Origin of the sequence: Streptomyces spinosisporus, assembly GCF_022698145.1 — a bacterium.
GTDB lineage: Bacteria > Actinomycetota > Actinomycetes > Streptomycetales > Streptomycetaceae > Streptomyces > Streptomyces spinosisporus.
Map to the genome: position 1 here is coordinate 12,088 of NZ_JALDAX010000033.1, position 25,652 is coordinate 37,739.

The following is a 25,652-nucleotide window of genomic DNA, read 5'->3' on the forward strand; positions in this document are numbered from 1 at the left end:
GGGCTTCTAATTCCGGTTCTCCCTGTCCTTCAGAGCGCACCTTTGAACCCTTCTCTCCCTTCGGTGAGGCGGCAGGCAGCCCCGATCTTCTGCGCGCAGTACAACTGGCCGTGCCATTCATGCGGGTCGAGAACCGGCGCGACGGCCACCGACCAGGGCGGAAACGCCAAACCGTTGTCGGATGCAGTGAGTCTTCCTGTGACTGACTGGCGTGCCGCGTGCTGTGCAGAGCCAGTTGCCGAGAGCTCCTTCTGCGCCAATTGCAGGGATCGTTCCAGGGCTGCTGGCTCGAAGAGGGAACCGTTGCCGTCGGGAGGGAAGAGCCACCGTAGTGGTCCCGTGACACAGTCCGGTGCAGGCGCAGTGATCCATGTCTCCTTGCCCAGGTACTGAACGCTCGAACCGATCCAACAGCCCCTGGGCTCCGGCACCACGAAGAAGCTCACCGTGCCTAAGGTGCCGTCCGCGAGGGTGGGGCCGGGCGGTTGGATGATTCCCAAAAGGACGTGGAGGGCCAGCACACCCAGCTCGTGCGGAACGCTCAACACATCCCAGAAACGGCCGCACTCCAGCTGTGACGTTCCTGCTTTGCCGCGCCACTGCCGTTTACAGCTCCGAGGATCGGCCGCAGCCGCGGATAACCACTCCATGGCCTGTTTCGCGCTTCCTCGCATCTCAACCCTTCCCGCACCCGGCGCCCTCACGTCCACCCCCGAAGGAACTCGCCCTTGGCATATTCACCATGCCGCATGCCCTCACCCTTGGGTAGGGGGCACGCCAGGGAAAGGTGACTCATACATAGATCCGAGGAACTCCCGTTCCATGATGCTGCGATGTGTTCCCGGGCGACGATGATGCGGCCCTCGACGCTGCCCAGCCGCTTCGACCGCCGTCGAAGCATCTCGCGACCACCCGATCGTCAAGGTAGCTGTCCAGCTCGTCGAAGGGTGATGTTTCCGTCGCCGTCGAGACCGGCGCTGCCGTCTCGCAAACCAGCCACCAGGTAGCGGGTGAACACCGACCGCGCCACCTCGCCGTGCCATTGATTGTCCTTGAACGAGCGCTGCGAAGCACCGGATATGGGGCCGCGTCCAGGAGCGTCCGTGGCCTCGTATGGCCCGCCGTCATTGGTCGGTTGCACACAGATGACGACCGTCCCCGCGAGCTTCTACTCGGTGTCGCTCATGTTCGAGTCGTATCGGAGCAGGCGATCCGGCCGGTCGCATGCGTTCCCGAACCCGTAAGCGAGGCAGTCACACGCAGGAGTGCACGAACTGGTCCCGGCAACCGCGACCACGCGACACTTCGACGACGGGCCTCTTGATTCTCGCTGGACTCGACAACCGCGAGCTGCCAAGAAACTCCTCTTCCATGCCCCGACATCGCCAGCTCACCCGATCCAGGACTCTTTTCGAACCCGGTCGATCACGCAAACGGATAGAGAACAGGCAGTAAGCTTGTTGTTTAACCTCACCTGTCACTCGACCTGCTGATCTGCGGTTTTTCTCGGGACGGTGGGGCGGCCGTTCTCCACGCTTCGAGATGTCGAGTCACAAAGTACGAGAGAACGGCCGCTGTATATGAGTCTCCCGGTCCACGCGCCCGCGGGCGAGGCGTTCGACATCTTGTCCCGCTTTCGGGTCGAGTTCTACGACTGTCTCTACGCCCGCGCGGACGCGCTCTTCGACCTGGCCGACGCCGTGCTGTGTGCGGATGGTCCGGTCGTCTCGCTGCCCGAACTCACGCTGCTCGCTGAGCATCCACGCGGGCACGGTGCGATGTACGGCGCGTTGAACAACGGCTGGCTGGAGCCGACCCGGCTGCGCCGGCTGTTGGCGGCAACACCACTGCCCAGGGCCGCCGATGGACGGATCGTCCTCGCGGTCGACGTGAGCAACTGGCTGCGCCCGGACGCGCCCACCAGCCCGGACCTGTTGTTCTGCCACGTCTACGGGCGGGGCCGCAGCGCGGATCAGATGATCCCCGGCTGGCCCTACTCGATCGTCGCGGCTCTGGAGAGCGGACGGACTTCCTGGACGGCGGTGCTGGACGCCATCCGGCTGGGCCCGGCCGACGATGCCATCGCGGTGACCGCCGCCCAGCTCCGCGAGGTCGTCGGACGCCTCAGGCAGGCCGGACACTGGCAGCCCTGGATGCCGGACATCCTGGTCGTGACCGATGCCGGCTACGACGTCTGCCGCCTCGCCTACCTCCTGGCCGACCTGCCCGTCGAGTGCGTGGGACGGCTGCGCTCGGACCGTGTCATGCTCCGCGACGCCGGACCTCGCCGCTCCGGTCCGCGCGGCGGGCAGCCCCGCAAGCACGGCGGTGTCCTCACCTTCGCCAAGCCGGACTCCTGGCACACCCCCGACGCCGCCACAACCAGCGACACCACCCGCTACGGCCAGGCCGAGGCCCTGGCCTGGGACCGGATGCACCCCCGACTGCAGGCCCGCGGCCCCTGGCTCGACCATGAAGGCGAACTCCCCCTGATCCACGGTACGTTGATCCGCTTGAAGGTCGAGCACCTGCCGGGCGATGGTGATCCGAAGCCGGTCTGGCTGTGGTCCTCACGCACACACATGACCGGCGCCGACATCGACGTGCGCTGGCAGGCGTTCCTGCGCAGATTCGACCTTGAACACACCTTCAGGTTCTGGAAACAGACCCTGGGCTGGACGACACCGAAGGTCCGCGACCCGCACACCGCCGATCTGTGGACCTGGCTGATCATCGCCGTGCACACCCAGCTCCGCCTCGCCCGCCCCCTCGCCGAAGACCTCCGCCGCCCCTGGGAAAGACCACGCCCGCCACACCGGCTCACCCCCGCCCGGGTCCGCCGGGGGTTTCGGCACGTCCGCGCGACCACCACCCGCCCCGCAGCCGTGCCCAAACCCTCAAAACCCGGACCAGGCAGGCCAGTTGGCTCGCGAAACCGCAGGCTGGCTCCTCGCTACGAGCCCGGGAAGACGGTGAAGCGCCTCGAAACTCGAACGGAATATCTCACCGTAAAACGGGAGCAATGTTAAATATCAAGGTAAGGTCAGGGACCGCGGCAACACCAGAGCGCGGTTCGTGGGGCTATCCCGAAGAAGCTGATCGCAATGAACATCGCCTAGAGGTTGTCCCGTAACCGGTGTGGCGGTTGGGGCGTTGTCCGGTCATGGGTGGGGTGATTTCAGCTGATGATCTGAAGTGGATCGAGCCGTTCGCCGGGTTGAAGCCGGCACAGTTCGACCGGCTCGTTGCACTGGTGCGGCGACGTGATGGTGACGTCCAAAGAGGTCGTCCGTGGCGATTGCCGCTGGAGGACCGGGTGTTGTTGGTGGCCACGTACTGGCGCACGAACTTGACGTTGCGGCAGGTGGCGCCGCTGTTCGGGATCTCGAAGTCGGCCGCGGACAGGATCCTGGACCACCTCGCACCGCTGCTGGCGATCTCGCCGGCCCGCCGCAAACGGGAAGACACCGTGTACATCGTCGACGGCACCCTGGTGCCCACGCGGGACCGGAGCATCGCAGCCTCGAGCAAGAACTACCGCTACTCGACCAACCTCCAAGTGGTCATCGACGCCAACAGCCGTCTGGTCGTGGCGATCGGTGATCCGCTGCCCGGCAGCCGTAACGACTGCCGGGCCTTCACCGAGTCCGGAGTGGACCGGGCATGCCGCGGTGTTCCCACCATCGCCGACGGCGGCTACCAGGGCACCGGACTGCTCATCCCGCACCGCAAACAGCGAGGCCAGGAGCGTCTGAGTCCGCAGCAGGAGGCCGAGAACGCCGTTCACCGCCGGGCCCGGGCGCGTGTCGAGCACGCTCTGTCTCGCCTGAAGAACTGGAAGGTCCTTCGGGACTGCCGGCTCAAGGGCAACGGCGTTCACCTGGCCATGCACGGCGTCGCACGCCTGCACAACATGGCCCTCAGCAGATAACTCAGACCCCCTACGGGACAACCTCTAGGCAGTCGCAGCCGCGCAGCCCCCACGCCCCACGAGTCCGAAGGCGACCTACATCGAAGACGTCCCGGTGGCACGTCAGGTAGGGGCCTGGCGGGTTCACGCCGAACCCAGTCGGCGCGAACCCGCCTCGCGGCCGAGCGCCACGGTCGTCGGGAACCGCACCACGTAGCGCATCAGGGCGAGCTCCAGCACGGTCGAGACGCACCATGCAGCCCGCGCTGGTAGCGCATCACCATCGACGGTCGATCTTCGCGTCACGTGCGACGTCCCGAACGGTCGCCTTTGTGGTTGTCCGGTCGCCTCGGCTGCGGTTGCTCACGAGGCGTCCCTGGCGGCCCGCACCCAGGCGGCTTCCCGCAGCAAGCGCAGGCCGTTGAGGCCGACGATGACGGTGGACCCCTCGTGCCCGGCGACACCGAGCGGCAGCGGGAGCGTGGCGATCAGGTCCCAGGCCACCAGCACCGTGATGAAGGCCCCAGCGATGACCAGGTTCTGCGCCACCAGACGGCGGGCCCGGCGGGAGAGCGCCACCACGGCCGGAATCGTGGCGAGTTCGTCGACGACGACGGCGTCGGCGGTCTCCCGGGCAAGATCGGAGCCCGCCTTGCCCATGGCGATGCCGGTGTGTGCGGCGGCGAGGGCGGGCGCGTCGTTGACACCGTCCCCGACCACCAGCACCCGCCGGCCGTGGGCCTGCCAGTGCTTGACCGCGGCGACCTTGTCCTGAGGCAGGAGACCGGCGCGCACGTCGCTGATGCCGACCTCGCCGGCCAGATGGTTCGCGGCACGCTCGTTGTCGCCGGTCAACAGGACCGGGGTACGGCCGGCCAGTTCGGTCAGCGCGGCCACTGTGGCCCTGGCGTCCGGGCGGAGCCGGTCGGCAATGCCCAGCACCCCGACGAGGAGGCCGTCGCGCAGGACAAGTACCGCGCTGCGGCCGTCGTCTTCGACGACCTGCACCACGTCGTCCGCCCGCGGGCCGACGGTGTGGGTGAGACGGGCCGGGGAACCGACCTGGACGGTATGCCCGCCGACGGCTGCCGTGACGCCCTGCCCGGCTACCGAGGCGAAGTCACCCGTCGCGGCGATGGAGAGGCCGCGGTCGCGGGCGGCCTGGACGACGGCGCGGGCGAGGGGGTGCTCGCTGGGGTGCTCGGCGGCGGCCGCGAGCGCGAGCAGATCGTCCTCGTCCAGGCCGGCGCCGGGCAGGGGTCGGATGTCGGTGACGTGGGGGGCGCCTTCGGTGAGGGTGCCGGTCTTGTCCAGGGCGACGGTGTCGACCTGACCCAGGCGCTCCATCACGGCGGCGGACTTCGCCAGCACGCCGTGGCGGCCCGCGTTGGCGATGGCGGACAGCAGCGGCGGCATCGTGGACAGGACCACCGCGCATGGTGACGCGACGATCATGAAGGTCATCGCCCGCAGCAGGGCGGGCTGGAGTGCAGAACCGAAGGCAAGCGGGACCGCGAAGACGGCGAGGGTCGCGACCACCATGCCGATCGAGTACCGCTGCTCGATCTTCTCGATGAACAGCTGAGTGGGGGCCTTGGTCTCGGAGGCGTCCTCGACCATCTTCACGATCCGGGCGATCACCGAGTCCGCCGGGCCACGTTCGACCCGCACACGCAGGGCGCCGGTGCCGTTGACCGTGCCGGCGAACACCTCATCTCCGGCCTGCTTGGCCACCGGCAGGGGCTCGCCGGTGATGGTGGCCTGGTCGACCTCGCTCACCCCCTCCAGGACCTCGCTGTCGGCGCCGACACGCTCGCCGGGCCGCACCAAGACGATGTCGCCGATCCGCAACTCCTCGGCGGCGACCAGCTCCTCCCGGCCATCCGGCAGGAGCCGGGTCGCGGTGGAAGGGGCAAGATCGAGCAGACCGCGCACCGAGTCCGCCGTCCGCGCCGTCGCGACAGCCTCCAGGGCGCCCGAGGTCGCGAAGATGACGATCAGCAGCGCCCCGTCGAGGACCTGACCGATCGCGGCGGCGCCGAGAGCGGCCACCACCATCAGCAGATCCACGTCCAAGGTCTTGTCCGCGAGGGCCTTCAGGCCCGCCCATCCCGGCTCCCAGCCACCGGTGACGAAGGTGGCGGCGAACAACGGCGCCCACGTCCAGGCCGGGGCGTCGAGCAGGTTGAGCGGCAGAGCGATCACGAACAGGACCAGCGCGGCCAGAGCCCACCGGGCCTCCGGCAGGGCCAGCACCCGCGTAGGCCGCCGGGGTGGCGCCGGACGCGGCCCGGAGACAGCTCGCGAAGGCATCTGGTCCAGAACAGAAGACACGACAAAACAACCCTTCACGGGCGGATGCGGCAACAGTCCTCACCATACAGGAACGTCTGAATAGGTCTTCATGTGTCACCGGTATGATGGCCCCATGGGCCACGGAACCGGTACCACCAGCAGCGCCACCACCCGCGAGCGCCTCGACGCGGTCGGCACCGCCGACGTCGCCGCGACCCTCCAGGCCCTTGCCACGCCCTCACGCCTCTACATCCTGGCCCGCCTCCAGGAAGGCCCCTGCTCCGTCAGCGACCTCGCCGACGCCGCCGGTATGGAAGCCTCCGCCTGCTCCCACCAGCTGCGCCTGCTGCGCAACCTCGGCCTCGTGACCGGCGAACGCCACGGCCGCTCGATCGTCTACGCGCTCTACGACAACCATGTCGCCGAACTCCTCGACCAGGCGCTCTTCCACGTGGAGCATCTGCGCATGGGAATCTGTGACACACCGTTGAGCGCCGCCGACGAGACACCGGCCGGTCGCTAGCTCACGACCGCCGCAGTCAGACACGACCGCCGTCAGATCCACGTCGGCCAGCGGCGATGCCCCTGGCAACGTCATGCTGATCATCGACTCGCAGTCCGCCAACGCAGCCGAGACCGTCTCCAACGCCACCCGCGGATTCGACGCGGGCAAGAAGACCAACGGGAGCAAGAGACACAGCGCCCTGGACAGCGGATCCTGGAGTTCTCCGAGAAAAGGGGCGCCAAGTGTCCGGTCGTGATCACACTGTGGTCCGACATCTGGGGCCGAGATGGTGCCCCTCTTGTCCTTCGACGTCGAAATGCGCAAGGTCATCTGCAACACGAACGCGATTGAGAGCGTGAACGCCCGGATCCACAAGGCGGCTCGGGCCCGCGGCCACTTCCAATCGGAGGCCACCGCGTTGAAGTGCGTCTAAATGGCGCCGACGAGCCTGGATCCGACGGGCAAGGGCCGACGCCGCAGGACGATGCGCTGGAAGGCACCGCTCAACGCCTTCCAGATCGCCTTCGCTGGCCACCTGCCCCCTACCGACCAGCGATAACTCAACAACCAAGATCATCTGTTAAGTCGACGTACCCACCAATGCTGTAACACTGTCGGCGATCTCGACGGGGTGGCGACGTCTGTTGGATTACGGCCCGGTCGATGGTGTCCGTCTGCTCCTGTCACGAGCTCTCTGCACACAAATAACGGGCGGCGACTGCGCCTCAGGAGGCGAGCACGCGCTGGTGCAGCTCGGTGACGACCTTGCGCGCAGAGGAGATCGCTCCGTGCTGCCAGGCATCCATATAGCTCAGGTAGTCACCGGCGAAGTACACATGTCCCTGGGCCTTGTTGAGCGGCGCGTACGCCGGTGCGTCGGGGCCACCGGGCATGGAGTGCCAGGCGCCTTCGAGGTAGGGGACGAGCTTCCATTGGTGGGAGTAGGACGCGGCGAGTTCGCTGCGGTACTTGCCGCCGTGGATCTTGACGCCCCGATCGAGGGCGCGTTCCAGGCGCTGGGCCGGGGTGAGGGCCGAGTACGCGTCGGAGTGGGCGCCGGTGTTGTAGTAGCCGATGATCAGGCCGCGATCGCCCAGGTGGCCGTAGGACGGGTACCAGATGTGATCGAGGTCCAGGTCGGTCTCGGTGATTCCGCCGAAGATCTTGAGATCTCTCTCCCACCAGCGGCTCTTGTACTCGAGGCCGATCTTGGAGGCGTAGGACGGTTTCACCGCCTGCAGGGCGGTCTGCACGGCGGTGCCGAGGTTGTGCGAGGTCTTGGCCAGGAGGTGCGGCGCGAGGGTGGCGATGCAGTAGTCGGCCGTGATCGCACGGGTACGGCCGTTGTGGATGTAGGTGACCTGCACGCCGTCGGCGGTGTTCTTGATGTCGGTGACGGCTGCGCCGGTGCGGATCTTCTCCTCGCCTATGGCGCGGGCGAACGCCATCGGTATCCGGTCCATGCCGCCGACGGGCTGGAACATCAGCATCGCCTGGTCGTAGCCGAACTCGAAGGAGAAGTAGCGGCCCACGTTGGAGGCGAACACGTCGGAGAGGGAGGGTACGTTGCCGAGTTCCTCGCCCGGGGTGCCGGCGGCGCCCGGGTCGACGCTGAAGCCGCGGTGTTCGGTCCCCGTGTACGTGTAGTCGGAGCCGAGGGAGCCGTAGCTCTTGAGGAAGGTGAGCAGCCGTTCCTTGTCGTCCGCCGTCAACTCGCCGTCGAGCGCACCGGAGCTGGTGGCCTTGGACAGCAGCTCGGAGATGTAGCCGTAGACGTCGGCCTTTGCGGTGCGGTACTGGACCGACGCCTTCATGCCGGTGGTCTCGTTGTAGATGAGCGCGCCGGCGTTGGTGTTGGTGAAGACCTCGATGGGCACGCCGAGTTCACGGCAGTAGTCGAGGGTGAGCATCCACTGGGCGAGGCGGGCGGGGCCGGCGTTCATGTACTGGCCCTTGCTGAAGCGCGCGGTCTGGCTGACGCCGTTGATGTCGGTCAGCCGGTCGCCGCCGCGGACGGTGAGGTTGCGGCCGCCGACGCGGTCGCGTGCTTCGAGGACCGTACAGTCGTAGCCGGCCTTGCCGAGTTCGTAGGCGGATGTGAGACCGGCGATGCCGCCGCCGATGATGACGACCTTGGCGGGCCTGCCCATGCGGCCCTGGAGCGTGAAATCGCTGCGCCTGGGGGCGCGGAACGGCGCGTCCTTCTCCGCCGCGTAGGCGGCGGTGGGGGCGAGACCAAGCGCCCCCATCGTGGCGAACATGGCGCCGGCACCGCCGGCTACACCCACACTGCGCAGGAACGCGCGTCGGCTTGTTCCCGTCCCGACCTGAGGCTCTGTCATGGAGGCGCTCCCCTTCCGATCTTGAACGACGGGGGAAGCGTGCCAATGGACCGTTACGGCGTACGACGCATTCGTGTATCCCGCACGTTTCTGCAGGCGAAGCCGAAGAGACAGATCAACGCGCGGGGCCGGACGCGCCGTTGCCCTGCGGGGAGTGCGCCGGTGTCGGTGGGCCCGAAGGTGTCAGGGGGCCGAAGGTGTCGGGGGTACAGGACGAACGAACGAACGGCGAGCAGGTACTGCATCTACAGCTCATCCATTCACGCCTCCCGCTTCTGAATCTGACCATCAACAGTTGTTGGACTCCTGGATCACCGATTCCTACAGTGAACTCGCGGCGTCGATCGGCACCTGATGACGGAGGACATGCATGCAACAACGCACCCTCGGCGGCCACACCGTCCCGGCGATCGGCCTTGGCGGCAGGCCCCTTTCGATCCAGGACCGTCCTGACGAGGACCGCTCGATCGCCACCGTCCACGCGGCGCTCGACGCGGGTGTCACCTTCATCGACACGGCCGACGCATCCCACCGCCAAGCCAACGAGGTCGGCCACAACGACGAGCTGCTCGCCCGCGCACTGCATGAGTACGGCTCGGGTGCCGACGGCGTGCTGGTCGCGACCAAGGCAGGCCATCCGCCCCGGCGACGGCACATGGACCACGAGCAGTGACCCCGAGCACCTCAAGCGTGCGGCCAGGGAGTCCACCCGCCGCTTCGGCGTCGATGCGATCAGCGTGTACCCGTTCCACCGCCCCGACCCGGCCGAGCCGTACGCCGACTCGGTGGCGCGATCTGTGAATCGACGAGACCAATTCGGTACTTGTCGGTCGCCTCGCGCCGGTGCCGGAACCAATGTGGGAACTGGCCCTCATGTCCGTCGTCATGCCGATCCCCGGCGCCTCCCGTCCCGACAGTATCCGTGACTCCGCGGGGGCCGCCGACCTCCTACTCACGGCCGAACAGCTCGCGCGTTCGTCCGCCTGATCCGATTTTGGAGAGAACCATGAAGACCTTTTCCTTGCCGGGCACCGACATGGTGGTGCCGAACGTCGTCCTCGGGCTCATGCGGATCCAGGACAAGACCGACGACGAGGTGCGTACGCTCGTGAGCACAGCCCGCGATTGCGGCATCACCTTCCTCGACCACGCCGACGTCTACGGATCGAGCCTGCATGGCTGCGAGCGCCGCTTCGCTGAGGCGCTGCAGCTGACCTCGTCCGAACGCGAACAGTTCGTCATCCAGTCGAAGGCCGGCATCGTCCCCAAGGACGGTCCGTATTTCGACTTCTCGTACGAGCACATCCTCGAATCGGTCGACGGATCCCTCAAGGCGCTGGGGACGGACTACCTCGACATCCTTCTGCTGCACCGGCCTGACGCGCTGGTGGAACCGGAGGAAGTCGCTCGTGCATTCGACGAGCTCTCGGCTGCCGGCAAGGTGCGCGCGTTCGGCGTCTCCAACCAGACCCCGCGGCAGATCGACCTGCTGCGCCGCTATGTGACGCAGCCGATCGTCGCGAACCAGCTGCAGTTGTCGATCACGCACGCGCCGATGATCGCGCAGGGCGTTGCGGCGAACATGCAGGGTCTGGACCAGTCAATCGTGCGTGACGATGGCATCGTCGACTACTGCCGCCTGAACGACATCACGGTCCAGGCGTGGTCGCCGTTCCAAGCCGGGTTCTTCGATGGCCCGTTCCTCGGTTCGGACCGCTATGTCGAGCTGAATGCTGTGGTCGACCGCCTGGCGGACAAGTACGGCGTCCCGGCCGAAGCGATCGCCGTCGCATGGATCACCCGCCACCCCGCGAAGATGCAGGTCGTACTCGGCACGACCACACCCGAGCGCGTGGCCGCCGCGGCGCAGGGCTCGGACCTCCCCCTCACCCGCGCCGAGTGGTACGAGCTCTTCCGCGCCGCCGGCTACACCGTGCCGTAATCGTCGCTCTTTCGCAGAGCACATGCCGGGCCGGGGCCAATGCCGTCACGACGCTGGTGATCTTGTGCGGGCCACCGACAGTGGGGCCGTCGGGTGGTCCGCTCAAGGAGCGCGGGGTGGCCGCCGGTCTTGGAGTGTGGGGTTATCTGGAGTCGCGCGAAGGGCGCCCTTCATGTCGCGCAGGAAGCGGTGAACTCCGGTGATCTGCGTGGTGGATGTGGTTGTCTGTCGCCGTCCATGACGCAGGTCCTTCGGAGGAACAGTGCGTGTCCACGCGTGCTCTTACCCGCCCCGCGGCGTGAATCCTGGACGGTGCTCGGGGAGGACGACGCCCCGCTCGTTCCTGTCGAGCGATATCTGGCCTACCTGAGCGACATCGAGAAGTCGCCGAACACCGTCAAGGCGTAGGCCCACGACCTGAAGGACTGGTTCTCCGTCCTGCAGCGCCATGGTCTGGACTGGCGGAGGTCCGGCTGGCAGACGTCGGTGAGTTCGTGGCCTGTCTGCGGCTCCCGCCGGCGGGCCGGGCCGGGAGGGTCGCGGTGCTGCCGTCGGTGTCCGCGCATTGCACCGAGTCACGGTGAATCGGAGGCTGTCCGCGCTCTCGGCGTTCTACCAGCATGCCGCCCGGCACGGTGTCGATCTGGCCGATCCGCTGGTGTCCTGGCAGCGGGGCGGCGGGCGGAGTGGATCCTTCAAGGCGTTCCTGCACCACGTCAGCAAGTCCGCCCCGGTTCCCGGCTGGGCGATCAAGCTGAAGGTCCCACGAAAGCATCCGCAGGTAGTGACCGCCGCAGAGGCCCAGAAGATCCTCGATGCCTGCACCGGTCTGCGCGACCGGCTGCTCTTCGCCGTGCTGCATGACGCCGGCATCGGGATCGGCGAGACTCTCGGCATGCGGCACGAGGACATCGCCACCGCCGAACGTGAGATCGTTATCCGGCCGCGGATCAACGACAACGGGGCCCGCACCAAGTCGAGCTTCGATGTCTGCGAAGCGAGACCCACCGGGTTCTCATTTTATTCTCCGCCCGGGTCGCCAACAGATCCGTTGACCTGCCACCGTACGAAGATCCCGCTCCGGCACTGCTATGACAAGCGGGCGTCACATCATCTGCGCTCCACAATCGTAGGTGGCAGTCCAAAATCGTTGAACGGCTGGAGGTGGTCACCGCATGGCTGTATCGGTGCCCGTTGCTTAATGCCGAGAAGCTCTCGCGGTGTGTGACCTGAAAGCTCACGGAAATCCCGGCTCATGTGAGCCTGGTCGTGATATCCCCCCATCACGGCAAGTTCGCCCAGACTGAGACGACTGTTCGCTGAAATGGCGAGGGTTTTATGGAACCGCAGGATGCGGGACAGGGTTTGGGCGGGCAGGCCTACGTGCTCACGGAGGAGGCCTTGTATGCGGCGGGCACCGAGACTGGTAGTTTCCATCAAGTCGCGCAGAGATGTGGCGCCGCCACCGTTCCGCACGAGGTCCCAGATCTCGACGATGACCGGTGATGGGGGGTGGGCCACACACAGCCGCTGAGTAAGCAGGGTATCCAGCATCCGCCAACGCTGCGGCCAATGCGCGGCGCCTGCCAACCTGTCGGTGATGTCGGCCGACCAATGGGGCCCCAGAATCTCATCCGGATCGACGACCGATTTCGCCAGATGGTGGAGAGGTACACCCAGCAATCGGCGCGCGCCGAGCGGGGTGAACTCGATCTCCACGGCGGACCCCGGCCCGTGAAAGCCCGCCAGCATGGCACTCGCCTGCAGGCCTGCAATCATCGCTGGCCAATGAGTCGACAGGTGTCCGGCGTCTCGACCGCTGTGAATGGTCAAGGGATGGCCCCACGCCAGAAGCAGAGTCACGGTCGCGCAAGGCAGGGTGACTCTCGCGGGCCTCGGGCCCGTCATCTGGTGACCGCGGTAGCGGATGACGCTGCCGCGCAGGTGTGCTGCCGGGCGGCCGAAATACCCGCCATGATCAGCCGGATTGGTCACTGCCGTCCCCCCGTCGGGATTGCGCCTTCGTACAAGACACCGACTCAGCCGCGGCTCAAGACTAGACGCACGATCATGAAGCGCGCTCGGTCAGCGACTGTGGTCTGCGAACGATGGTGGGCGCATCAGGCACGTTCCCACCGGACTGAGCATGCCTCCTCACCGCACCGAACAAGCGACCCACGCGGTCGTCGCGACCAAATGGCGCCACCGAAACTTCCCTGGTGACGGGTCGTTGCGGAGTCAAATCCGAAACAAGGAGCATGAATGATCAAGCAGACTACTAGTCGCCGGGTTGTCGCCAACATGGCTCTGACCCTCGACGGTCACTACGCCACCAACGATCCGCAGGACATGGGCTGGGTGATGCCGTACGCCGTGACTGACGTAGCCCGTGACCACCTCAGCGCCCTCTGGGAGTCGGCAACGACCGCCCTGCTTGGGCGGGTCAACGCCGAGGGCTTTCTTGGTTTCTGGCCAACCGTCATCGGCATGGCAGGTACCGATCCGCGCGACGAGGGCTTCGCAAAATGGCTCGTCGACACCGAAAAGGTTGTCCTCTCCTCCACTCTTGACGAGACTCCCTGGGAACGGGCCACGATCATCGACAAGCCGACCGTCGAGGCTGTCGAGGATCTCAAAGCAAGCGAGGGCGGCGACATCCTCGTGCTGTCCAGCGCGAGCATCATCAAGACACTTCTGGCTGCCGACAAGATCGACAGACTGGCACTCACTATCTTTCCGATCTTCGTCGGCAACGGGCCGCGCCTCTTCGACGATGGCCTGCCGGCGGCACAGTGGAGACTCACCAGCCAGGCCGCAGGCGAACACGGGACATTGGCTCTCGTCTACGACCGAGACCGTTAAGCCGACCTGTCGGCCCAACGAGCACCGGCCCGCGCTGTGAGACGACACCGCTGTGGCAGGCGCTTAGGCAAAGGGCTTGAGTTCCAGCATGATTTGTTGGCGACGCCCGGCTGCGTGGATCGAAGCCAACGTCCGGGACCAGCAGCACGCCCTCCTGCTGACGAACAAGCAGACCAAGCGCCACGTCCGCTGGTCCCGGACAGCTCCAGTGCTATCGCGGTCTCCCGCGTACTACGGATGCGAGAGCCGGCTCCTGGCTGCACTTGTGGAACGCGGTCACTGAGGGTCAGAAAGCTCATCGGTGCGCCTAAGAGGGCGTTTGATCTAGGTGGATTGCCCTTTATCTACTAGTAAGTTCCTCGCCAGGTGGGTGTCGTCTCGTCCGTTATGCGTTAGGTGAGGTTGTCGATCGAGGCGACGTGGATCATGGCCTCGGAGCTGGCAGGCAGGGTCTCGTAGTCGCGGGCGAGGCGCCGGTGCAGCATGATCCAACCGATGCTTCGTTCGACAACCCAGCGCCGAACTGGGCAGGGTCCTCGACGCCCTGGTGACGCATCTGGACGACGCGTTCTACGACGACGAGTGGAACGCACTCCCGTGGACAAGTTCACCGGCCTGCAGCGGGAGCTGGTCCCGCGGTCGCGGTAGGTGATCGACGGCAACTACATCTCGACGCTCAGCTCCGGCTGAAAGCCTGCGACACTGTGATCCTGATGGACGTGTAGACAGTAGCCGCCTTCTCCGGGATCCTTTCTCTGCAGATTCGTCATGGGGCCGGACACAAGGACAACGGCGTGCACCATCGCATCCACTGGCATGTGATCAAGTACGTCGCGACGTACGGGCGCAAGATGCGTCCCCGGGGTAGGGGCCAAGATCCAGGAGTTCGCCGCCGACCGGGCCGACGTGATGCTGCTGCGCAACCGGCGGCAGACGCGCCGCTGGCTGAGGAAGGTCGCAGCCGAGCAGATCTGGACGATCGCGCTCCCGGACGGGGGGCGCGGCATGAGCAAGGTCAACTCGTTCCTGGATCCCGCCAGACAAGAGGAGTCGTACGCGCCGCGGCTGGCCGGTCGATCGAGCGCCCTGATGCAGGCGAAGACGCCGGGGCGGCCTGTCCCGGAAACCGTTGCCGGTCTCCTGAAGGCTCACCACGAGCACCCCGACTGGCTGGGCCTCGTACTCGACGTCGGGTGCGGGCGCGGTACAAGCACGCCGGTGCTCCGGGGGTGCCTGCGAGCACGACGGATCATCGGACTGGACGCCTCCGCGTCCCTGCTCGCGCAGGCGCGTGAGCGCGTCCAGGGCCCGGCTCATACCCGCATTGATTTCATCGAAGGAGACTTCCACGATCTCCCGCTGAGCACCGGTGCGTGCGACACGACCGTCGCGGCATTCTGCCTGTACCACTCGCCGCGCAAAAAGGCCCGCCCGCCCTGAACCTTCCAGGGCAAGGGAACACCCTTCGCTGCAGGGCCGAACGGCACGTGCAGGGCAAGGGCATCATCGACCTTAGGCTCGGATGCCGCGCAGGACGATGTCGAGGTGGATCCAGGCGTCGCTCGGGGTGTGCGCGAGCTCTGGTAGCGCTGCGATCAGTGCGAGGACATCGGTCGCGTCGACGTCGTCGCGCACGAGTCCTTCGGCGCGGGCGCGGGCGAAGAGATCTGCGAAGCCGGCCTTCATGGGTGCGCAGGCGGCTGCCATCGGGGACACGTCCTCGACCAGGCCGTTGCCTACCTGAGCGCTCATGCCGCGGTAGCGCGAGGCGCTGCGCGCATACAGGTGCAGCCAGCGCGTCAGGGCCTTCCATACATCCGGCTCGTCGAGGAAAGTGCGTGCTTGTTCTTCCAGCTGATCCACCTCCTCCTTCATGATCGCAACGAAGAGGTGCTCGCGGGTAGGGAAGTGTCGGTAGAGCGTGCCGCGCCCCACTCCGGCCTCCTTCGTCACGTCCTCCATCGGTGCGTCCGTCCCGGCGCGGGCGAAGACGGTCTTGGCGGCCTCCAGCAGCGTCTCGCGGTTGCGTCGTCCGTCCGCCCGCATGCGTCGTCCGGTGGTAGCTGCGTCCTTCGTCGTATGACCATGCGTCATGTGACCACGCTAACACAAACGGACACGGCGTCCGCTTGTTAAACGGACACTGCGTCCGTATCATCCGACCTGTAAGCGGACGCGCTGTCCGGATTGGAGCAGGTGGTATGAACAACGAGATCTGCCACATCGGTCTGGCCGTCCCCGACCTCGAATGGCATGGCCGAAGGCGCCGCGCTGTTCGACCTGACCTGGCGGCCGGTCCTGACTCGAACCATGACGATCAAAGATGCGCAGGACCGGTCGTACGATGTGGACTTGCCATGTCACCTTCTCGATCGGCGGCCCCTTCGCCGTCGAGGTCTGGCAGGCGATCCCCGGCACGCCGCTCGCCACGCCGGAGGCGGGCCGGCTGCACCACATCGGCTACTGGACCGCGGACCACGCGGCGGAAAAGGAGCGGCTCGGCGCCCTGGGTCATCAGCCGTTCCTATCCTCTGATCCCACCCTGCTGATCGCCCGGCGTCCCGGCAACCTCCTGGTCGAACCTTGCGACCTGCAACGCGACCAGCCCTACCTGCGCGACCTTTACCCGCCGGACAGCCCGTTCGCCGGGGAACCCATCCTGCCGGGCCGACCGGCCTGACCTCGCCGACTGACCGGCTCAAGGAGACCACCGTGAACATCGCCATCATCGGTGCCGGCAACGTAGGCGGCACCCTGGTCCGCCGGTTCACCACCCTCGGACACCAGGTGCGGGTCGCCAATTCGCGCGGCCCGCAAACCCTGGCGGACCTTCAGACCCAGACAGGCGTCCGACCGGTAAGGCTCAAGGAGATCGCCGCGGGCGCCAACGCCCTGTTCGTGGCGATCCCGCTGGGCGGCATCCCAACACCTGCCCGAGGGGGTGCTGGCAGATATGCCGCACGACGCCGCCGTCGTCGACACCAGCAATTATGTGCCCCACCTGCGCCCCCCGGATCGACGTACTGAAAGACGGCGGTGTCGAAAGCCGCTGGACCGGGTCCCACCTGCAACATCCCTGGTCAAAGCGTTCAACACCATCACCGCCGGCCATCTGCGCACGCTCGGAAGGCCGCAGGCGCCCCCGACCGCAACGCGCTCCCCGTTGCCGGGGACGACCCGCAGACCAAGGCCGTCGTCATCGACTTGGCGGACCAACTCGGCTTCGACGGTATCGACACCGGTGGTCTGGACGACTCCTGGCGTCAGCAGCCCGGCACACCGGTCTACACCACCGACCTGGACGCCGAGCATGCACGGAAAGCTCTCGCCTGCGCCGAGCCCCAGGACACTACTGCCTGGCGCCGGCGTCTTCAGGCACATCGCGCCTGATTGGAACGGGATTCGTCAGCATCAGCGGCGAAGTCAAACCCGCCGCCCCAACCCAAGCCGCCACGCCCACAACCTACTGATCCGCATGCAAGGAACCACGTGATACCAACAAGGACCCCACCTCTCGTGGCAGTCGTCACGGGAGCCAGCCGGGGCGCTGGCCGCGGCATCGCCCAGGCCCTGGCTCAACACGGCGCCACCGTCTACGTCACTGGCCGCAGCCAGAAGACCTCCGACTCCCCATACGGAGGCACGATCGCGGAAACCGCGACACTCGTCGACCGAGCCGGCGGCACAGGCATCCCGATGGCGGTCGACCACGGCGACGACACCGCGGTCAAGGACCTGTTCGACACCGTCCGCGCCGCTCACGGACGACTGGACATCCTCGTCAACAACGCCGCCAACCTGGTCGGCACCACCTCACCCGGAGGATTCTGGGAGAAGCCCCTCGAAACGGCCGACCTGCTGACCGTCGGCCTGCGCTCCCACTACGTCGCCGGCTACTACGCAGCCCCACTCCTGATCGAAAACGGCCGCGGGCTGATCGTCAACACCGGCCACTACGGCGCTGTCTCCTACCACCACGGTGCCGCATACGGCGCGCAGAAAGCCGGCGCGGACAAGATGGCGGCCGACATGGCCAAAGAACTGCGGCCGCACAACGTCGCCGCCGTCTCCATCTGGATGGGCGGACTCGACACCGAACGTGCCCGCGCCTACCTGGCCTCCCTCCCGCAAGAAGCGCGTCAGACGACGACCAGGGAATCCCCGCAGTTCACCGGCCGGGTCATCGCAGCCCTCTACGACAGCGACGACCTCATGGCTCTCTCCGGCCGGGCCCTGATCGGCGCGGAACTGGGCGCCTACCTCGCCGTCAGCGACATCGACGGCACCACCCCACGCACCATGCGCTATCGACTCGGCGGACCACCGGAACCCCACCCCAGCCTCACATGAACATGAACCTGACCACGGCAAGAAATGTCTGGTTGCGCGCCATGAACTTCCCAGCGCCGACACACCGGAGACCCGAAGCATATAGCCCTGACCTTGCCGCAGGGTCACCCCTGGTCGAAGGCGGTCCGCTCGGCGGGCTCTACGTTGGCCGTGCGGAGGAAGTCGGCGCACTTTGACCGGTATGTCAAGGTGCGCCAGCAGGTCAGGGGCGGGGACGTCCTCCTGCTCGATGGCAATGTGCCCTGAAGGTGCACGGACGCCCCGGCACCGGGCGGATCCGGCAAGCTCGCTGCAGTCTTCACCGGGTGCGAGATCGTCAACGAGTCCTGCGTCGGGCCCGCTTGTCGCCCAGTACGGAGGGCACGTACATCAGGTCGTTGCGGTTCAGATCGGTGCCCGGCGGGACGATCTCGTCGATCCGGTCCAGGATGTCGTCCGTGAGGATCACGTCGGCGCCTGCGAGCAGTCCGGCGAGGTGCTCCGGTGTGCGGGGTCCGATCAGAACAGACGTGACCACCGGGTGCGAGCGGACGAAGGCTGTGGCCAGGTACGGCATCGGCAGGCCGGCTTCGTCCGCCAGCTTCGACAGTTTCTTCACGACCTGGGCCTTGGCCCGGTTGCCGGGGTCCGACTGATCGAACAGCTGCTTCCCCGCGCCCGCGTTGCGGTGACCGGTGGTCGGATCGGCGCGGCCCGAGAGCCACCCGGAGGCGAGCGGCCCGAACGTCAGTACACCCAGGCCGTAATGCTGCGCGGTGGGAAGGACGTTGGACTCGATGCCGCGCAACAGAATGTTGTAGGGGGGCTGTTCGGACCGGAAGCGGCGATGACCACGGCGCTCGGCGACCCACTGTGCCTCCACGATCTGCTCGGCGTGGAACAGGGACGAGCCGAAGGCCCGTACCTTGCCCGCCCTGACGAGGTCGGAGAGCGCGGAGAGCGTCTCGTCCAGGTCGGTGACCGGATCGAAACGGTGCATCTGGTAGAGGTCGATGTAGTCGGTGCCCAGACGGCGCAGGCTGTCCTCCACAGCACGCATGATCCATTTGCGGGATCCACCGCGCTGGTTGCCGTCGGGGCCCATCGCCATGGCGAATTTGGTGGCGAGGACGACGTCGTCGCGTCGGCACTCCTTGAGTGCCTTGCCGACGATGATCTCGCTCTCCCCTGACGAATAGACGTCCGCCGTGTCGATGAAGTTGATGCCCGCATCCATCGCGGTGTGGATGATGCGCACCGACTCGTCATGGTCGGTGTTGCCCGAGGCCCCGAGCATCATCGTCCCCAGGGCGAACGCGCTGACCGACATGCCCGTGCCGCCGAGAATTCTGCGTTCCATGACCGCTCCCGCCTTTATGACTTTGAGGACGAGCTAATCACCGGTGGGTGGGGGCCGCAGTACACCAGAGGGGTACCAGTAGAACCTCCCGCCGCGGTGCGAAGCACGAATACCCTGGCGGTATGAGCACGGCCTACGACGACGCGAATGAGGAGTTCAGCGAGTTCCTCCGTACCCGGCGGGCCCGGATCTCGCCCGGCGAGGCGGGCGTGGGCACAGCAGGGGGACCACGCCGGGTGCCGGGGCTGCGCCGCGAGGAAGTCGCCCGGCTTGCCGGGGTGAGCGTGGACTACTACATCCGCCTGGAGCGAGGGCGGGGCACCAACGTGTCGGACGCCGTGCTGGAGGCGCTGGCGCGGGCGCTGCGGCTGGACGACACCGAGCGTGCCCATTTGTTCACGCTTGCCGGGCCCGCACACAGGCGGCGCCGTGGGCGGGACGGCCGGTCGCAGGCTCTCGCAGTGCAGCGTGTACGACCGGGGCTCTTGCGCGTCCGCGACATGATCGAAGCCGCCCCCGCGCTCGTCATTGGCCGCCGTTACGACGTCCTGGCGAGCAACGCACTCGCTCGCGCCCTGTACATCGACTTCGAGGCGCAGCCCGTGCGCAAGCGCAATCTGGTGCGCTTCCTCTTCCTGGACGATGCTGCGCGCAAGCTGTATGCGGACTGGCCCACCGCGGCGCGCGGTGTCGTCGCCGGCCTGCACCTGTACGCCGGTCGGCACCCCGATGATCCGCTGCTGCGTGACCTCGTCGCGGAGCTGTCCGACAGGGACAGAGACTTCCGCCGCTGGTGGGCCCGGCACGATGTGCAGGACCACGGATCCGGCGAGAAGCACTACTGCCACCCCGTGGTCGGCGGCATGGTGCTGGGCTACGAGACCCTGGCCTCGATCACCGACGACGACCAGGTGTTGGGAATGCACACCGTGGAGCCGGGCTCACCGTCGGAGGCGGCCCTTCGACGCCTTGCGGCACTGGCGGACCGCCGAGTCGATCAGGGCCCTACTCCCCCACTCTCCACGACCACTCGTTGCACCAGCCGGAATGCTCAGCAGCGCACCACTGACTGAGCACGCGTCACAAAAATTGGCGGTCAGCTTTTTCACCATCGAGCGCCGTTCCGCCCGCCATTCGGGAGAGCGCCGAGTGCCGCATGCGCCTATGCCCTCATGACGGTGCCGGAAACGGTGCCCCGTACGCGCTGGCCGCCACACCGCGGCTCGGGTGAGCACTGCCAACTTCCCTGCCAAACACAGGGGTCGGGAAGACCTTCGTCAAGCCCGGGCAAGGGTGCCGCAGGGGTTCGTTGTTCACTCCACGGGCTCTACTCGTATAGACCTGGTGGTGGTGTCATGCCGTCAGACCTCCGGCACCCCACCTCCGATCGAAGCTCCCTGGGAGATGCCCCTATGCGACCACGGCCGGCACCGTCCAGGCTTCAACCTGCTCGACCTCCAGACTGCCGCTGCCCGATTCCTCCTGCACGCTACACCCGGACGTCACCCAGTCGACCATCCACAGCACCATCTGCGTCTCCGGCTGGACCGCCACCGTCCGCTCCCGTCCTCGTAGACCAACCCGCTCAAGGCGCAGGGCATCATCGACGACGGCTACGCCGACACCAACCTGGCCGACTACGGGGAAGACCACCTCGTCCCCCTCGAACTCGGCGGCGCACCCCGCGACCCGGGCAACCCGTGGCCCGAGCCATACTCCGGCACCCAGACCGCGCACTCCAAGGACAGCGAAAAAGATGAAGCCGAAGGATGCCGTCTGTGCCGGCACCAGCACTTGATCCGCCGCTCACAGCGCCATCAAGACCAACTGGACCACGGCCCTGCAGGTCACCGCCATCGACTGATCCCGTCACGCCGATGGGACGTCTCCGCGCCAGGTGCCCGATGTCCCGGCGGTGTCGCACTCCTGTCCCCGCGCCTCGCGGGACGGGCCACGATCCGCTCTGCTTAGGTCGGTGGGGAAGGACGCGCGGCACCCGACGTTCAGTTTGCGGAAGGTCACAATGGTGTTCCCGGCCAGCATTTCGGTGAACTGCGCGTGGCGCTCCCCTGGTGAGCCGCCGCGGCCCATCTTGTCTGCGAGGGATGAGTGACTCGAACTGGCGCTTGGTGGTCTCGTCGAAGAGTTCTGCCTGCTTGGCGGTGGCGACCTGACCGGGAGTAAGGACGTTGACGCGGATACGGCGGTCCTTGAGCTCGTTGAGCCAGACTCGCGCCCATGCCTGCTGGACGGCCTTGCTGCCGGCGTAGACGCTCCAACCGGGAAGGTCCCGAGGGAGGCGTTGGAGCGGATCATCAAGGTGGAGCCGCCGTCGTTGAAGAGTCGGAGCTCCACCCCATCGTCTGCGGCTACGAGTCCCAGACCGAGCTGGAAAAGACCACGACCGCCCATCTCGCGGTCGGCGGCCCTCCCCCCATCAAGGTCCCCGGCTCGATAGACGGCCCCCAGGCCCGGCAAGGGTGGACTGCGCCCCGTCGCCTTATCCACCCCAGACGCAGCACGACCCCGGCGGGAAGGCCGAGGGCCTTGCTGCGTCTGTACAACTCCTGGATGTCCTCTGAGATTAGAGGGAACGATCAGTGGTCGAACACGAAGAGAATCTTGCCGGCGCGTTCGGTCTCGGCGTGCTTAAAGGCCTCGCGGAAGTCCTTGAGCTGGTAGGTCGCTTCGACCGGTACGTTGAGCGCGGCAGCGTCGAGGAGGGTGAGGAAACTGCGGTAAGCGCTCTCGACTTCGGCGCGAGACGCCCTGGTCAGCCAGTTGTAGAACCAGAAACCAGTAGAGCGTACCTCGTTCACGATCAACGCCTCGGTCGAGATTTGGGCGGGGCCGCCGATGAGCGATCCGTAGTTCACGGCGTAGCCGCCGAATTTCAGGGCGGAGGACAGTTCCGCCATACCGGTGTCGCCGCCGAGTGCATCGAGGGCCAGTGAAAGTTTCTGGTCGCCGAGTGCGTCATGGATCCGCTGCTCGAGATCGTCGCCCATGACGACCACTCGGTCACCTCCGTGCCGGAGGACGGTCTCGGCCGCCGCCTCCCGGCGGACGAGGTTAAGGGTCTTAAGGCCGCGGCGCTTGGCCAGTTCGATCACCCACTGTCCCACGGCACCGTTGGCGGCGGTCTGGCCGACCCAGTCTCCCGGCTCCAGTTGGACGAAGCGGTTGAGCATGACCTGGGCGGTGATCGGGTTGAGTGGAAGCATGGCCAACTGCAGCCCGTCTGCATCGCTGTCGATCTCCATGACGTTGTCGCGGCTCGCGACGACTTCGTCGGCCCACGCACCCTGCCGGTAGGTGGGCAGGACGAGCACCCGCTTGCCGACCAGGTCGCGTGCGGAGCCACCGGACGAGACAACCCAGCCGACGCCCTCCACTCCTAGGTGGTGGTAGGGCAGTGCCGGCCTGATGGGGTATTGGCCCCGGATGAGCAGAAAGTCTCCCGGGTTGATAGTCGCCGCTTCCATCTTGACGACGACCTCCTCGGCATCTGGCGCCCTGATCGGCGTTGTGTCGAGTGCAACGGAGTCGACGGGTTCCCCGAAGGCGGTCATGATCAGTCGAGTCATGTGTGTCACCTCGCATGGTCTTTTGCGTCGTCGACCGAGGAATGCCGGTCGACTCGGAAGTTGTTCCTTGGGCCGCCGCCCCCAGGGGGCGCGTTCGCGCCTTCCGGGCCCAGTACGTTGCAGGGGAACTCGCCACCACCCTCTGCCGCCGAGGCGCGGGCTGGTGGGCGGAAGGCGCGACACTCTTGTGCACGCGCCTCCCGTGGTGTTTGTTTCAGCTACGGCGGTGGAGCGGTTCTGCCTCTTCCATGAGGTTTTCCTCTAGCACGCCGGGCTGCTGGAGACCGCGCTCGAACATCCTCTGGGCCCATCCCTGGGTTTCCAGCTGGCCCAGGCCGTTGTGAAAGGCGTCGGCCTCCGGTGCGAAAGCGTCGTTTTCCGGCAGCGTAATCGCGTCGGTCAGCTGCTTGAGTTCACGGACCGCGCGAGGGAGGAATCCGGCGAGGCGGTCGACGAACGCGTGGACAAAGGTGTCGAGTTCGGCGTCAGGGAGGGATCGGTTGACGTAGCCGTAGCGCTCGGCCAGATCGCCGTCGAAGTCAAGGGCTCCGGCCGTGATCTCCAGTGCTCGGCCTCGGCCGACGAGGCGGGTCAGGCGACCGATGCCACCACCACCGGGGACGACCCCGCCGGACATCTCGAACTGTCCGATACGTGCCCGCTCACGGCTGGCGAACCGGATGTCGGTCGCCAGCAGGAACTCGCTTCCCGCCCCGCGAGCGCGGCCCCGAATGGAGCTGACCGTGATGACGGGGAGCCTGCTGAGGCGGATCATCGCGTCCATGAACGCACCGTGCCCCGTCGGTCCGGTGGGCAGGGCGGACGCGTCGTCCGTAAGGTCCCAGTGCGCGATGAAGTAGTCGGGATTGGCGCTCTCGAAGAGGATGACGTTGAGGTTTTCATCCTGCTCCGCGTCCTCGATGATGGACCGAAGCTCGAGGATGCTCTGCGAACCGAACAAATTGATAGGCTCATTGTTGAACGACACACGCCACTGAGACGCGGATGGCTTGGTTACCGTGAACTGACTCATGCCGATTTCGATTCCTCAAGGATCGGATTGCGCGCCGAGAAACTAGCGCTTTTCCTGGTAGAAGTACTGGGCCGAGACGGCTCCTGTGGCGCTGAACCCACTACCGAAGTCGGCGGAGAATTCAAGCAGTCCGCCGAGCGGGCGCTGGTGCACCGCGATGTGAGCGATCAGTCCCTCGGAATTTCGGGTGATGACGGTGACACCCTTCAACTCTGTACCGGAGGGTGTCGTTCCCTCCCACTGCAGGTAGGTGGCGTCGTCCAGAACGGCCGGCGGAGTAGTGAACTCCATCCGCGCGTAGTAGTTGGATACGGCGATCATCAGCGCCTGAACCGTTTCCCGCCCCCTTACGGGCCGGTACAGGGCTGCGGCCTCGAAGATGACGCCCTCCGCAAGTTCGTTCTTCGGCGCCGGAGGCCAGGTGGTTTCCTTCGTCGCGTCGTCTCGCTGCTCGCTCATGATCTGACCTTCTCCGTCGTGGGCGCAAACGGTGTATAGACAATGACGGTTGGGGAATTGCAGGTCCTGCACCCCGCCCGTCGAGCTTTCCGCAACCGACGGTACGCGCATCCATTCGAAAATGGAAACCGATCGGTACCCTAAATAATGTGACCTGAATCACAGTCTAGGATTGCGCCAGGATCCGACCCTCTAGGAATATTCTGTCTATTTAAGTAACGAGCGGTACCATAGCCGCATGACTGTCACAGGGACCGCGACTGGCGGTACGGCGAGCCCGAGGCTGCGCATCATGAAGGCAGCGTCCAGCCTCTTCTACAGCCGCGGCATAAATACCACCAGCATCTCTGATGTGGCCGACCGGGCAAGCGTCTCGAAGCGGACTCTCTACCAGTTGTTCCCCAGTAAGGATGTGCTGGTGGCCGCGTATCTGGAGGTGGGAGTCGGGCACCTAGAGCCGGGGAACAACGAGGGCAGGTTGAACGACCCGGATCTTTCTCCTCGTGAACAACTGTTGGCATTGTTCGACCGGCCGCCGGAGGACACCCACTTCCGCGGCTGCCCCTACCACAACGCGGCAGTGGAACTGACTGACCGAGACCATCCCGGGCTGCCGCTCGTCATCGAGCACAAGCGCCAGTTCCTCCAACAGGTCATCGACACTGCCAGGCGAGCCGATGCCCTCGAACCCGAACGCCTCGGCAGACAACTCGTCGTACTGTTCGAAGGCGCCATGGCCCTTGCTGCGTCACTCGACGATACGGAGGCCTTCGAGTTCGCACGTACAGCCGCGCAGGACATCATTCACCACGGACTGCCCAGCGATTGACACGGGGCCGATGGATTGAAGACCCGGCGGCATCCCAGGACACGGACTGCATGACAGCGGTCCTGTGCCGAGGGCGCCGAGTGCCCTGCCTACAACCCCGGCGCCTCCTGCGCGCCGACGCACTGATGCCGGCGAGCCAGGCGGTGTTACCAACTTCGCGGAAGACGATTCGCGTTCGTTATTGGCGACGACTTAGAGC

Annotated in this window: 20 protein-coding genes and 5 pseudogenes; 13 read left to right on the forward strand and 12 right to left on the reverse strand. The window is 66.3% G+C overall.

Annotation, left to right across the window (positions count from 1 at the left end; translation table 11 throughout):
- Window positions 1-29: 29 nt before the first annotated feature.
- Window positions 30-446 (reverse strand): hypothetical protein, encoded by a 417-nt coding sequence (locus tag MQN93_RS42415; RefSeq protein WP_242713713.1) that lies wholly within the window; start codon window positions 444-446, stop codon window positions 30-32.
- 1,134 nt (window positions 447-1,580) lie between these two features.
- Here MQN93_RS42415 and MQN93_RS42420 point away from each other — a divergent pair.
- Both MQN93_RS42420 and MQN93_RS42425 read left to right on the forward strand, forming a co-directional pair.
- Window positions 1,581-3,029: an NF041680 family putative transposase gene (locus MQN93_RS42420; RefSeq protein WP_242713714.1), complete on the forward strand. Its 1,449-nt coding sequence runs from the start codon at window positions 1,581-1,583 to the stop codon at window positions 3,027-3,029.
- A gap of 134 nt (window positions 3,030-3,163) precedes the next feature.
- Entirely contained in the window at window positions 3,164-3,931 is a 768-nt protein-coding gene (locus tag MQN93_RS42425; RefSeq protein ID WP_242713715.1) for a transposase, read from the forward strand.
- A 342-nt stretch (window positions 3,932-4,273) separates the two neighbouring features.
- On the opposite strand, the gene MQN93_RS42430 is transcribed toward MQN93_RS42425, so the two are convergent.
- Window positions 4,274-6,223 (reverse strand): heavy metal translocating P-type ATPase, encoded by a 1,950-nt coding sequence (locus MQN93_RS42430; RefSeq protein ID WP_242713716.1) that lies wholly within the window; start codon window positions 6,221-6,223, stop codon window positions 4,274-4,276.
- 115 nt (window positions 6,224-6,338) lie between these two features.
- Between MQN93_RS42430 and MQN93_RS42435 the strand changes: the two genes are divergently transcribed.
- On the forward strand, window positions 6,339-6,728 hold the full coding sequence (locus MQN93_RS42435) for an ArsR/SmtB family transcription factor (RefSeq protein WP_242713717.1): 390 nt from the start codon (window positions 6,339-6,341) through the stop codon (window positions 6,726-6,728).
- 186 nt (window positions 6,729-6,914) lie between these two features.
- Window positions 6,915-7,269, forward strand: a pseudogene (locus MQN93_RS44325) (transposase); the annotation flags it as partial.
- A gap of 166 nt (window positions 7,270-7,435) precedes the next feature.
- Here MQN93_RS44325 and MQN93_RS42450 read toward each other — a convergent pair.
- On the reverse strand, window positions 7,436-9,052 hold the full coding sequence (locus MQN93_RS42450; RefSeq protein WP_242713718.1) for a flavin monoamine oxidase family protein: 1,617 nt from the start codon (window positions 9,050-9,052) through the stop codon (window positions 7,436-7,438).
- 370 nt (window positions 9,053-9,422) lie between these two features.
- Here MQN93_RS42450 and MQN93_RS42455 point away from each other — a divergent pair.
- Both MQN93_RS42455 and MQN93_RS42460 read left to right on the forward strand, forming a co-directional pair.
- A pseudogene (locus MQN93_RS42455) lies at window positions 9,423-10,039 on the forward strand (aldo/keto reductase).
- A 19-nt stretch (window positions 10,040-10,058) separates the two neighbouring features.
- Window positions 10,059-10,994, forward strand: a complete 936-nt coding sequence (locus MQN93_RS42460; protein ID WP_242713719.1) for an aldo/keto reductase — start codon at window positions 10,059-10,061, stop codon at window positions 10,992-10,994.
- 1,110 nt (window positions 10,995-12,104) lie between these two features.
- Here MQN93_RS42460 and MQN93_RS42465 read toward each other — a convergent pair.
- Window positions 12,105-12,827, reverse strand: a complete 723-nt coding sequence (locus MQN93_RS42465; RefSeq protein ID WP_242713720.1) for an AraC family transcriptional regulator — start codon at window positions 12,825-12,827, stop codon at window positions 12,105-12,107.
- Window positions 12,828-13,256: 429 nt separating this feature from the next.
- Here MQN93_RS42465 and MQN93_RS42470 point away from each other — a divergent pair, with 429 nt between their 5' ends.
- Window positions 13,257-13,856 carry a dihydrofolate reductase family protein gene (locus MQN93_RS42470; protein ID WP_242713721.1) on the forward strand — a complete coding sequence of 200 codons (600 nt, stop codon included), beginning with the start codon at window positions 13,257-13,259 and terminating at the stop codon, window positions 13,854-13,856.
- 392 nt (window positions 13,857-14,248) lie between these two features.
- Here the strand turns inward: MQN93_RS42470 and MQN93_RS42475 are convergent.
- Window positions 14,249-14,377 (reverse strand): annotated as a pseudogene (locus MQN93_RS42475) (IS5/IS1182 family transposase); the annotation flags it as partial.
- 388 nt (window positions 14,378-14,765) lie between these two features.
- On the opposite strand from MQN93_RS42475, the gene MQN93_RS42480 reads away from it, so the two are divergent.
- Complete coding sequence (locus MQN93_RS42480) at window positions 14,766-15,296, forward strand: class I SAM-dependent methyltransferase (RefSeq protein WP_242713733.1); 531 nt, start codon at window positions 14,766-14,768, stop codon at window positions 15,294-15,296.
- Between the two features lie 72 nt (window positions 15,297-15,368).
- On the opposite strand, the gene MQN93_RS42485 is transcribed toward MQN93_RS42480, so the two are convergent.
- A complete protein-coding gene (locus MQN93_RS42485) occupies window positions 15,369-15,950 on the reverse strand; it encodes a TetR/AcrR family transcriptional regulator (protein ID WP_242713722.1) in 582 nt (193 codons plus the stop codon).
- Between the two features lie 229 nt (window positions 15,951-16,179).
- Here MQN93_RS42485 and MQN93_RS42490 point away from each other — a divergent pair, with 229 nt between their 5' ends.
- From MQN93_RS42490 to MQN93_RS42500, 3 genes and pseudogenes are all read left to right on the forward strand, one after another.
- Window positions 16,180-16,536: a VOC family protein gene (locus MQN93_RS42490; protein ID WP_242713723.1), complete on the forward strand. Its 357-nt coding sequence runs from the start codon at window positions 16,180-16,182 to the stop codon at window positions 16,534-16,536.
- Window positions 16,537-16,568: 32 nt separating this feature from the next.
- Window positions 16,569-17,246: pseudogene (locus tag MQN93_RS42495) on the forward strand (NADPH-dependent F420 reductase).
- Between the two features lie 126 nt (window positions 17,247-17,372).
- Window positions 17,373-18,206 (forward strand): SDR family NAD(P)-dependent oxidoreductase, encoded by an 834-nt coding sequence (locus MQN93_RS42500; protein WP_242713724.1) that lies wholly within the window; start codon window positions 17,373-17,375, stop codon window positions 18,204-18,206.
- 316 nt (window positions 18,207-18,522) lie between these two features.
- Here MQN93_RS42500 and MQN93_RS42505 read toward each other — a convergent pair whose 3' ends face one another.
- The gene (locus tag MQN93_RS42505) at window positions 18,523-19,545 is read right to left on the reverse strand and encodes an aldo/keto reductase (protein ID WP_242713725.1); all 1,023 of its coding nucleotides are present in this window, start codon (window positions 19,543-19,545) and stop codon (window positions 18,523-18,525) included.
- A 122-nt stretch (window positions 19,546-19,667) separates the two neighbouring features.
- Between MQN93_RS42505 and MQN93_RS42510 the strand changes: the two genes are divergently transcribed.
- Entirely contained in the window at window positions 19,668-20,618 is a 951-nt protein-coding gene (locus tag MQN93_RS42510) for a helix-turn-helix transcriptional regulator (protein WP_242713726.1), read from the forward strand.
- Window positions 20,619-20,955: 337 nt separating this feature from the next.
- On the opposite strand, the gene MQN93_RS44330 is transcribed toward MQN93_RS42510, so the two are convergent.
- From MQN93_RS44330 to MQN93_RS42535, 5 genes and pseudogenes are all read right to left on the reverse strand, one after another.
- Window positions 20,956-21,333: a hypothetical protein gene (locus MQN93_RS44330; RefSeq protein WP_242713727.1), complete on the reverse strand. Its 378-nt coding sequence runs from the start codon at window positions 21,331-21,333 to the stop codon at window positions 20,956-20,958.
- 298 nt (window positions 21,334-21,631) lie between these two features.
- Window positions 21,632-21,894 (reverse strand): annotated as a pseudogene (locus tag MQN93_RS44335) (SDR family NAD(P)-dependent oxidoreductase); the annotation flags it as partial.
- 248 nt (window positions 21,895-22,142) lie between these two features.
- Window positions 22,143-23,132, reverse strand: coding sequence for a zinc-dependent alcohol dehydrogenase family protein (locus MQN93_RS42525; protein ID WP_242713728.1), 990 nt, complete (start codon window positions 23,130-23,132; stop codon window positions 22,143-22,145).
- Window positions 23,133-23,346: 214 nt separating this feature from the next.
- Complete coding sequence (locus MQN93_RS42530; protein WP_242713729.1) at window positions 23,347-24,165, reverse strand: enoyl-CoA hydratase/isomerase family protein; 819 nt, start codon at window positions 24,163-24,165, stop codon at window positions 23,347-23,349.
- Between the two features lie 42 nt (window positions 24,166-24,207).
- Window positions 24,208-24,624: a hypothetical protein gene (locus tag MQN93_RS42535; RefSeq protein ID WP_242713730.1), complete on the reverse strand. Its 417-nt coding sequence runs from the start codon at window positions 24,622-24,624 to the stop codon at window positions 24,208-24,210.
- Between the two features lie 238 nt (window positions 24,625-24,862).
- Between MQN93_RS42535 and MQN93_RS42540 the strand changes: the two genes are divergently transcribed.
- Entirely contained in the window at window positions 24,863-25,453 is a 591-nt protein-coding gene (locus MQN93_RS42540; RefSeq protein WP_242713731.1) for a TetR/AcrR family transcriptional regulator, read from the forward strand.
- The last annotated feature ends 199 nt before the right edge of the window (window positions 25,454-25,652 follow it).

Bases quoted from the DNA above. Each gene is read 5' to 3' on its own strand.
- MQN93_RS42420 (WP_242713714.1), top strand. From the start codon at position 1,581: ATGAGTCTCCCGGTCCACGCGCCCGCGGGCGAGGCGTTCGACATCTTG.
- MQN93_RS42425 (WP_242713715.1), top strand. From the start codon at position 3,164: ATGGGTGGGGTGATTTCAGCTGATGATCTGAAGTGGATCGAGCCGTTC.
- MQN93_RS42430 (WP_242713716.1), bottom strand. From the start codon at position 6,223: ATGCCTTCGCGAGCTGTCTCCGGGCCGCGTCCGGCGCCACCCCGGCGG.
- MQN93_RS42435 (WP_242713717.1), top strand. From the start codon at position 6,339: ATGGGCCACGGAACCGGTACCACCAGCAGCGCCACCACCCGCGAGCGC.
- MQN93_RS42450 (WP_242713718.1), bottom strand. From the start codon at position 9,052: ATGACAGAGCCTCAGGTCGGGACGGGAACAAGCCGACGCGCGTTCCTG.
- MQN93_RS42460 (WP_242713719.1), top strand. From the start codon at position 10,059: ATGAAGACCTTTTCCTTGCCGGGCACCGACATGGTGGTGCCGAACGTC.
- MQN93_RS42470 (WP_242713721.1), top strand. From the start codon at position 13,257: ATGATCAAGCAGACTACTAGTCGCCGGGTTGTCGCCAACATGGCTCTG.
- MQN93_RS42480 (WP_242713733.1), top strand. From the start codon at position 14,766: ATGCTGCTGCGCAACCGGCGGCAGACGCGCCGCTGGCTGAGGAAGGTC.
- MQN93_RS42485 (WP_242713722.1), bottom strand. From the start codon at position 15,950: ATGACGCATGGTCATACGACGAAGGACGCAGCTACCACCGGACGACGC.
- MQN93_RS42490 (WP_242713723.1), top strand. From the start codon at position 16,180: ATGCGCAGGACCGGTCGTACGATGTGGACTTGCCATGTCACCTTCTCG.
- MQN93_RS42505 (WP_242713725.1), bottom strand. From the start codon at position 19,545: ATGGAACGCAGAATTCTCGGCGGCACGGGCATGTCGGTCAGCGCGTTC.
- MQN93_RS42510 (WP_242713726.1), top strand. From the start codon at position 19,668: ATGAGCACGGCCTACGACGACGCGAATGAGGAGTTCAGCGAGTTCCTC.
- MQN93_RS42525 (WP_242713728.1), bottom strand. From the start codon at position 23,132: ATGACTCGACTGATCATGACCGCCTTCGGGGAACCCGTCGACTCCGTT.
- MQN93_RS42530 (WP_242713729.1), bottom strand. From the start codon at position 24,165: ATGAGTCAGTTCACGGTAACCAAGCCATCCGCGTCTCAGTGGCGTGTG.
- MQN93_RS42535 (WP_242713730.1), bottom strand. From the start codon at position 24,624: ATGAGCGAGCAGCGAGACGACGCGACGAAGGAAACCACCTGGCCTCCG.
- MQN93_RS42540 (WP_242713731.1), top strand. From the start codon at position 24,863: ATGACTGTCACAGGGACCGCGACTGGCGGTACGGCGAGCCCGAGGCTG.